At 45.6% G+C, this 7,939-nt stretch carries 7 protein-coding genes and 2 pseudogenes; 6 read left to right on the forward strand and 3 right to left on the reverse strand.

The window, feature by feature from the left end; translation table 11 throughout:
- Positions 1-213 precede the first annotated feature (213 nt).
- From BLP80_RS05985 to hpnA, 6 genes are all read left to right on the forward strand, one after another.
- Complete coding sequence (locus BLP80_RS05985) at positions 214-1,122, forward strand: MlaD family protein (protein ID WP_090541272.1); 909 nt, start codon at positions 214-216, stop codon at positions 1,120-1,122.
- The gene (locus BLP80_RS05990) at positions 1,119-1,733 is read left to right on the forward strand and encodes an ABC-type transport auxiliary lipoprotein family protein (RefSeq protein ID WP_090541275.1); all 615 of its coding nucleotides are present in this window, start codon (positions 1,119-1,121) and stop codon (positions 1,731-1,733) included. The genes BLP80_RS05985 and BLP80_RS05990 overlap by 4 nt, the downstream gene beginning before the upstream one ends.
- Before the next feature lie 64 nt (positions 1,734-1,797).
- The gene (locus BLP80_RS15130) at positions 1,798-1,941 is read left to right on the forward strand and encodes an LPS translocon maturation chaperone LptM (RefSeq protein ID WP_143002242.1); all 144 of its coding nucleotides are present in this window, start codon (positions 1,798-1,800) and stop codon (positions 1,939-1,941) included.
- Positions 1,938-3,191: a diaminopimelate decarboxylase gene (lysA, locus tag BLP80_RS05995; protein ID WP_090541278.1), complete on the forward strand. Its 1,254-nt coding sequence runs from the start codon at positions 1,938-1,940 to the stop codon at positions 3,189-3,191. The genes BLP80_RS15130 and lysA overlap by 4 nt, the downstream gene beginning before the upstream one ends.
- A gap of 65 nt (positions 3,192-3,256) precedes the next feature.
- A complete protein-coding gene (locus tag BLP80_RS06000; protein WP_256324974.1) occupies positions 3,257-4,318 on the forward strand; it encodes a phytoene/squalene synthase family protein in 1,062 nt (353 codons plus the stop codon).
- A gap of 43 nt (positions 4,319-4,361) precedes the next feature.
- A complete protein-coding gene (gene hpnA, locus BLP80_RS06005; RefSeq protein WP_090541280.1) occupies positions 4,362-5,348 on the forward strand; it encodes a hopanoid-associated sugar epimerase in 987 nt (328 codons plus the stop codon).
- Between the two features lie 39 nt (positions 5,349-5,387).
- Here hpnA and BLP80_RS06010 read toward each other — a convergent pair whose 3' ends face one another.
- The 3 genes and pseudogenes from BLP80_RS06010 to BLP80_RS16175 all read right to left on the reverse strand — a co-directional run.
- Positions 5,388-6,536, reverse strand: a complete 1,149-nt coding sequence (locus BLP80_RS06010; RefSeq protein ID WP_090541283.1) for a class I SAM-dependent RNA methyltransferase — start codon at positions 6,534-6,536, stop codon at positions 5,388-5,390.
- Positions 6,537-6,579: 43 nt separating this feature from the next.
- Positions 6,580-7,017 (reverse strand): annotated as a pseudogene (locus BLP80_RS16170) (transposase).
- A gap of 130 nt (positions 7,018-7,147) precedes the next feature.
- Positions 7,148-7,288: pseudogene (locus tag BLP80_RS16175) on the reverse strand (transposase); the annotation flags it as partial.
- Positions 7,289-7,939 lie beyond the last annotated feature (651 nt).

A 7,939-nucleotide genomic window follows, 5' to 3' on the forward strand; every position in this document is an offset into this window, starting at 1 on the left:
GGATTAAGATTCTGACTACACTACCGTAGAAAATGCTTGTGTCAAGCCTCACTGCATAGAAGTTTTCAATAATCTATAAAATTCTACTGAGGTATTGTAGAATCAACTCAGACCAAGAACACAAGTAAGTAGTAAGTATCAATGTCTGATTTACCCCCTGACCTAGCGTCATAATACCTACATACTTCAGTATTCATTTCATTAGGACTGTAAATGGAAAATCGAGCCCATGCGCTTGCAGCGGGTTTATTCGTAATTATCCTTGGCATGGCAGTGGCAGCTGCTGTCATGTGGTTTAGTGACCAGAAGATCCTGCATGACCACTATTTACTGGTATCGGAAGAGGGATCCGTGGCAGGATTGAATCCTGAATCATCGGTCCGCTATCGTGGTGTGCCCGTAGGTAAAGTCGAAGACATTTGGTTCGACCCGAATAATCCCAATCTGATCTTGATCCGCATTGCCGTGAGCAGCAATATTGTCTTCCCTAAAAATATCTATGCACAATTAGCCACTCAAGGATTTACCGGACTAGCCTTCATCGAATTAAATATCGAGGGCAAAGAACCACATGACGAACGGCTATCCCCTGATGTGCGCATCCCTTTGCGTCCTTCTTTTATCAAGGAATTATCCAGTTCATTCGAGGATTTAGTCAAAAATTCCAACCGGGCAATCGAGCGCATCAATTCACTATTAAGTGAAAAAAACCAAATACAAATCAACGCTATTCTGACAAATCTTGCACAAGCTATCCGCCGTTACGACAGTTTGGCAGATCAGTTGCACTCAGGCATCAAATCTCTACCTGAGTTAGCCACCGAAGCAAGCCTGGCACTGAAGCAGACCCATCAACTCCTCTCAGACATCAATCAGGCCGTAGTAAAAATCAATCAACAAGATGGTCTGGTAGATGGATTGACACAAAATAGCCAAGAAATCGCTGATACTTTGCCGAAATTACGAGAGATCAGCACCGCCATTATGCAAAGTACCCACCACATCAACCGTATGCTGCTTAAACTAGAAGAGCAACCGCAAAGCTTGCTATTCGGCAGCCCTCCCGCTTTGCCTGGTCCAGGAGAAAGCGGTTTTGTGCCACCTCGGAAAATAGCGCCATGATCAAATTCGTTATCGTGTTCTTGTTGCTTGCTGGCTGTACGTTAACACCTAAACAGAATCTTCCAATGGCCATCTATGATTTAGGTCTGCAGCAATCTACCGAACATCATAGCTCAATCCCCTTTAACACGAGTATTCTGGTAGCAGACGTAACCGCCCCCATATGGCTGGATAATCAAGCAATACAGTATCGCCTGACCTATCATGATCCGGCACGATCCTATGCCTACGCCAACAGCCGCTGGGCTGCTTCACCTGCAAAACTGCTCACCCGACGAATCAAGGACTACCTTGTTACTCATCAAGGTATTACTAGTAGTCACGATGGTTTAAAAGCTGACTATGCTTTGCTCACTGAGCTTGAGGAATTTACTCAGGTATTTGATCATCCAGACAATAGCCGGGTCATTATTCGATTGCGTGCAAGCCTAATCGAACGAAATACACGCATGTTACTCGCTCAAGAAAAGTTTTCCAGCATACAAGAGGCTCCTTCCGCAGATGCTGCTGGGGCAGTTGCCGCATTGATCTCAGCAAGCGATACGATATCGAATGAGTTAATCAAATGGCTTATAGACAACCTAGCAGAGAAGAACTCTGTCAAGAAATAATGGTCGCCTATCGCGTTTCAGTGACGCTCTTGTGATAATATCCATTACTTCCTTATTTTTCTATATGCATCACGTGCACCTACTTTATATCGTTGTTTTATTGCCTCTCTGGTTGACTGCTTGCGGTCTAAAAGGGCCGCTCTACCTTCCACAAAACGAAGCCCCTCCAGCATCACAATCGTCTCAGGATGAACAAACAAATCAATGAGCGGGTTTACATCATTTACATATCAACATGGCCAGCTTTACGCTGAAGCAGCTTCCTTGGTCGATATTGCCAAGGAATTCGGCACGCCTTGCTATGTTTATTCGCGTGCAGCATTGATTGCTGCTTACCAGGAATTCGACCGCGCCTTTGCAGACCATGATCATCTCATCTGCTACGCAGTCAAGGCCAATTCCAATCTTGCCATTCTCAATATGCTTGCCCGTCTGGGTAGTGGCTTTGATATCGTTTCGGGTGGTGAATTGCTGCGTGTATTGAAAGCTGGCGGTGATCCCCGAAAAATCGTGTTTTCGGGGGTAGGGAAGAATCAGGATGAGATGCGTGCGGCATTGGCTGCAGGCATCCTTTGCTTCAATGTCGAATCAGAAATGGAATTATTGAGTCTTAACCAGCTTGCAAAGGAAATGAATAAAGTTGCGCCGGTAAGCCTACGGGTAAATCCTGATGTCGATGCTAAAACCCATCCTTATATCTCAACGGGCCTCAAGGAAAATAAATTCGGTATTCCCATGACTGAAGCCGAACGAATTTATGCAGCAGCCCACGAACTCACCCATGTTCGCATCACCGGTTTGGATTGCCATATCGGCTCGCAGCTCACTACAATCGACCCATTCATTGAAGCCAGCAATAAAATGCTGAATTTACTGGATCGTCTGGAAAAACAGGGGTCACACATTGAGCATCTGGATCTGGGAGGAGGTTTGGGCATACGCTATAACCAAGAATCGCCACCATCAATCAAAGATTATGTGACGGCGTTATGTAACAGCGTTGGTCAACGTAAACAACGCATACTCATTGAGCCTGGCCGATCGTTAATCGGCAATACAGGTCTATTACTGACTCGTGTCGAATACCTTAAGCATGCTCCCCACCGGAATTTTGCCATTGTGGACGCTGCGATGAACGATCTGATGCGCCCAGCTCTGTACGATGCTTACCATGAGATATTACCGGTCGTTAAAAAACCAGGCGATGTCAACACTTATCAGGTTGTAGGTCCTGTCTGTGAAACCGGTGATTTCATTGGACACGACCGTAAGCTAAACTTAACAAAAGAGGATTTGCTGGCCGTCATGTCTGCGGGCGCCTATGGAATGAGCATGAGCTCGAATTACAATACACGCCCACGTGCAGCGGAAGTCATGGTGGATGGTGACACAGCCCATTTGATTCGTGCACGTGAAACAATAGAACAGCTTATTGCCTCTGAAAAGATACTGGACTGAAACCAGCCATGAATCAGTATAAATAAATCCCCTGTTGTATTTGTGACAAAAAGCTGCATTGATTTATGACAACCCATACTATGACTAACCCTGCCAGCATTGAAGATAATCATTATCAGGAGCGCATTCTGCAGGGGGTTTCACGTACTTTTGCACTAACGATCCCACAACTTCCCCTCTCACTCTATCAAGTCATCGGCAATGCTTATTTATTATGTCGTATTGTCGATACCGTGGAAGATGATAATGGTTTATCGTCTGAGCAAACCCGCAAGTTTGCTGAAATGTTTATACAAGTTGTTGGTGGAAATGTTACTGCAGAAGCATTTTCAAAAGAATTATTTCCATTGCTCTCTGAGCATACGATTCCTGCCGAGCAGGATCTGATCAAAAATACGCCTGCGGTGATACGCATTACTCATAGCTTCAATCCTATTCAGCGCAAGGTATTAGAACGCTGTGTTCGCATCATGGGACAAGGCATGGCTGATTATCAGGACACTGAATCGCTGGCAGGGTTAAAGGATTTAGCGGCGCTTGATCGGTACTGCTACCATGTTGCAGGTGTTGTGGGTGAAATGTTAACCGAATTATTCTGTGATTATTCGGAAGAAATCAATCGCAACAAGCCTACTCTCATGAAATTAGCTGTTTCGTTTGGCCAAGGATTACAGATGACCAATATCCTGAAAGATATCTGGGAAGATAGAAAGCGCGGAGCATGCTGGTTGCCACAAGACATTTTTAAGAAAAAGGATTTTGATCTCAATGACTTGCAGCCAGGGTGCACTGACCATCGATTTCATGATGGTCTTGGCGTATTGATTGGAATTGCTAAAGCCCATTTGCGCAATGCGCTTACTTATACCTGCATGATCCCCCCAAGGGAAACGGGAATACGCCGCTTCTGCCTGTGGGCACTGGGTATGGCCATTCTGACTCTGAATAAAATCAACCAAAACCGCTCTTTCATCGAAGGCACTCAAGTCAAGATTTCACGCCGGAGTGTCAAAGCAACTGTTCTAATTACCAGCGCACTGGCCAGTCAAGACTGGGCGTTGCAACAAATCTTTACATTTACCTCAAGACAACTCCCCGAAGTAGATATTTTAGGCAATGAGGTATAAGCTCTAAACTATACTATTAACTTCATATTTGCTTATAACTACTATGAAATCTCTGGTAACTGGCGCAAATGGTTTCGTTGGCTCAGCAGTTATAAGATGCTTATTAGCCGCTGGCCATGAAGTACGTGCATTCGTCAGACCGGGGAGTGATCAGCAAAATCTCACGAAACTCCCTATTGAGACTGTGGAAGGTGACTTGCGCGATGTCCCTTCATTAAAGCGTGCAGTAACAGGCTGCGATAGCCTGTTCCATGTCGCAGCCGATTACCGTCTTTGGGTACCCAATCCAGCCATCATGTACGACGTAAATGTCAGCGGTACCAGAGCATTGATACTCGCCGGCGCAGAAGCGGGCATGAACCGTATGGTGTATACGAGCAGTGTTGCCACCCTGGGATTGAATCCAAACAGCTTACCGGCAGACGAAGAGACACCCTCCAACCTTGCCTCAATAGCCGGGCACTATAAGCGTTCAAAATTTCTAGCTGAACAAACCGTACAAGAACTCGTGCGTGAACATCAATTGCCATTGGTCACGGTCAATCCATCCACGCCAATTGGTCCGCGCGATGTCAAACCCACCCCGACAGGACGCATTGTGCTTGACACGCTGCACGGGAGAATGCCTGCCTACGTCGATACCGGGTTAAATGTCGCTCATGTTGATGACATCGCCTATGGCCACCTGCTTGCACATCAATACGGAAAATCTGGCGAACGTTATATTCTGGGTGGTGACAATATGACATTGCTGCAAATACTCCAGACCATCGATGAAATCACTGGTAAACCAACTAAGCGAAAAAACATTCCGGTTAAAGTCATGCTACCGATCGCTCATACGATGGAGATAGTCGCAAGAATTACCAATACTGAACCTCGCGCCACCGTTGATAGTATTCGGATGGCAAAAAAGAAAATGTTTTTCACTAGTGCCAAAGCGGCTCGTGAATTGGGATATCAATCCCGACCAGCCATAGATGCCATTAAAGATGCAATAGACTGGTTTAGGCGTGCTGGTTATTGCTAAGATTTGTCAGAAAACTTCCTCTGGCCGGAGTCAAGCTCTTTATTTTTTCAACACCGCAAGTGTTTCAACATGGGGTGTATGCGGAAAAAGATCAACCAACTGAATCTCAGTGATCGACCAGCCTTTCTTTGAAAAAGCCCAGGCATCGCGGGCAAACGTCTCGGGATCGCAAGAAATATAGTAAATCGTTTTCAATGCAATAAAATGCTCAAAAAAACCTTTCATGTTTTTGAGTCCAGCGCGCGGGGGATCAAGCACCAATGTATCCGCATCTGCAATCCTCTTTCGCAGGATCTTCCAGATAAAGGGCTTGAACAAATCGACCGGTTGGGCATCCACTTTGGCCAAATTCTTTGCTCTGAGCAGTTTGATGGCATCAAGTCCCGATTCATAAGCAATCACTTCGCTACATGCCGACTCTGCAATCACTTCGGTGAAATTGCCGGAGCCGCAAAATAACTCAACGATCTTACCTACACTGGAATTTTCCTTGAGCTTGGCACGCAGCCAAGATTTTATCCATTCATTTTGTGTGGTATTACCCTGCTTGAAAGGTCTCTTTTGATTGAGTCGAATGAGCTCAGCCGAAAAATCATCATCCAGATCAATGAAATTCCAATCATAGCCAGTGCCAGGTAACCAATCTTCGCGCGGCAAACTCGCCAGCATCCCTTTCAAAAGATTCCTACAGGTATCATTGAGCACCATGCAATCTCCCACCGGCGCGATATTGTGGGAGCCTTCAACTACAAAACCTAATTTCTCACCATCAGTTTTAACTTGGAAACGATTACGATAACCATACAGATGGGGAGAAGGTTGTACATTAGACACATTCAATTGTCTCGTCTCGAATCCGATTCTCTTCATTGCATAAATCAGACGATTTCGCTTTTGCTCAAGCTGACTTTCATAATTGGCGATCATCCAGGGACAACCCGAACAAGAATCCTCATTGGAGCCAAGAAAAGTACATTCTGGTTGTTGCCGCTGAGCAGATGCACTAATGAGTTGAAGCAGTTTGGCATAGCCATATTTCTTATTGTTCAGTGGTCGATTGATGATCTCAAATTCACCTCTGTCTCCTGGCCATGCACCAAACACAAAATAGGAAATGCCTTCCTCTTCATTTCTGGCCACACCCAGCCCTTTTTGTGATAAATGAGTTACTTCACTTGTAAATTTCATGATTGCTTATGAGTTTCTATTTAACGTGAGTTCGACATAAGGATCACATCAGCACGACTGGAAGAGCTTGTGAGGGTCTGATATTAAGTGAAAGTTCCTTCTCCCGGAATATGTAAGTTACCAGCCCGGCTATCAGATTAACAAAAAAGTTAAATGGGCTGCGATGACGGGAATGCTCGACTTGCGAGATGTTTTTCAGTTGGTCGTTGACAGTCTCCATGATCGAACGTTTACGCAACAAAAGTTTGTCAAACAGCGGCAGCAGCCTGGTAACGAGTTGCATGTTCTCCTCCCAGAGTTACCCAAAGAACGGCTGGGAGATGTAGCCCCGGTCGCCAAAGAGTTTCCCAAATAAGGAACGTGCCAGCTCTGGCGCCGGGTCACGGCCATCGACATTACCTGCCATTATTTTCACGCTCAGTAATTCCCCCTGGTGATTAATGATTAACCCGAATATTTCATAAATTCGCGTGATGATCACGCAGGATTTTGATTAATAGGGAAGTTTTGAGAAAGAGGGGGGTAGTGACTCATACACCCGACTGAGCAAAATCTTTCTTATTAATCAAAAGGCAAGTGAGGGCACGTGCCAATTTATGAAATATTCGGGTTAAGTGCAGCTTGAATCCATAAAACCAATCCACGCTGGTCTGTCCCCTGGCAGCAAACGCCGCCATCACTTTATGTGACTAAATGCGGCGATTGTGACATGCACTGATTCTGGTCGAATCAATCAAGCTCATCCCACTGCTGCGCCCAAAGCGGCTGATCAGAAAACAGCTCAAGGGCGCCAACGGTAGGTGTCAACGTACTTTTCGCCTGAGTACATCATTTAAGCTACTTTTTTCATCGTAGTTTCTGGTTGCGCATTACCGGGATTAAACCTGACTATTGACTCGTGCAACCAGTTTCTGGTTTTTCCCGACCAACGTTCCGGATGTTTCTTTGTTACATTCTCATAGAGGCGTTTTCGCTGTTCAAGAATAGCGAAGTAATCAGCCAGATGCCGCAAATCGTGCCCAAGAAACACAAAGTAGCTAGATTATAGCAAAGTGAGATGTGGCGCTGCAGAAGACCGATATAACAATGGTGCATATTGCCCGCAGAATAGCGTGGTCATGGGTGACGTTATCGACATTGGTGAATCGGCTCGGCGGTTTATAGCCGCAGGGACGATATCCCGTTTGAGAGAGTGAGCTAGACAACGTACCCGATGCAGCGCCACATTTCACAACGAATGGATCTGTACCTTCAGACCACTTGATCCCGACGATTTTAAGATGACCCCAATTTAAAGATCAGACGAAGTCCAGATCGAGGAAAGAAGGTTTCAGTAGCATTGAGCTCCTCGCAAAGCTTAGCGATGACCTCATCAGTATGTGCGCGTGCGCTGTGGTGCAAAC

Source organism: Nitrosomonas sp. Nm132, assembly GCF_900100485.1.
Lineage (GTDB): Bacteria > Pseudomonadota > Gammaproteobacteria > Burkholderiales > Nitrosomonadaceae > Nitrosomonas.

Excerpts from the sequence above, each read along its gene's own strand:
- BLP80_RS15130 (WP_143002242.1), top strand. The coding sequence starts at position 1,798 with ATGCATCACGTGCACCTACTTTATATCGTTGTTTTATTGCCTCTCTGG.
- BLP80_RS05985 (WP_090541272.1), top strand. The coding sequence starts at position 214 with ATGGAAAATCGAGCCCATGCGCTTGCAGCGGGTTTATTCGTAATTATC.
- hpnA (WP_090541280.1), top strand. The coding sequence starts at position 4,362 with ATGAAATCTCTGGTAACTGGCGCAAATGGTTTCGTTGGCTCAGCAGTT.
- lysA (WP_090541278.1), top strand. The coding sequence starts at position 1,938 with ATGAGCGGGTTTACATCATTTACATATCAACATGGCCAGCTTTACGCT.
- BLP80_RS06010 (WP_090541283.1), bottom strand. The coding sequence starts at position 6,536 with ATGAAATTTACAAGTGAAGTAACTCATTTATCACAAAAAGGGCTGGGT.
- BLP80_RS05990 (WP_090541275.1), top strand. The coding sequence starts at position 1,119 with ATGATCAAATTCGTTATCGTGTTCTTGTTGCTTGCTGGCTGTACGTTA.
- BLP80_RS06000 (WP_256324974.1), top strand. The coding sequence starts at position 3,257 with ATGACAACCCATACTATGACTAACCCTGCCAGCATTGAAGATAATCAT.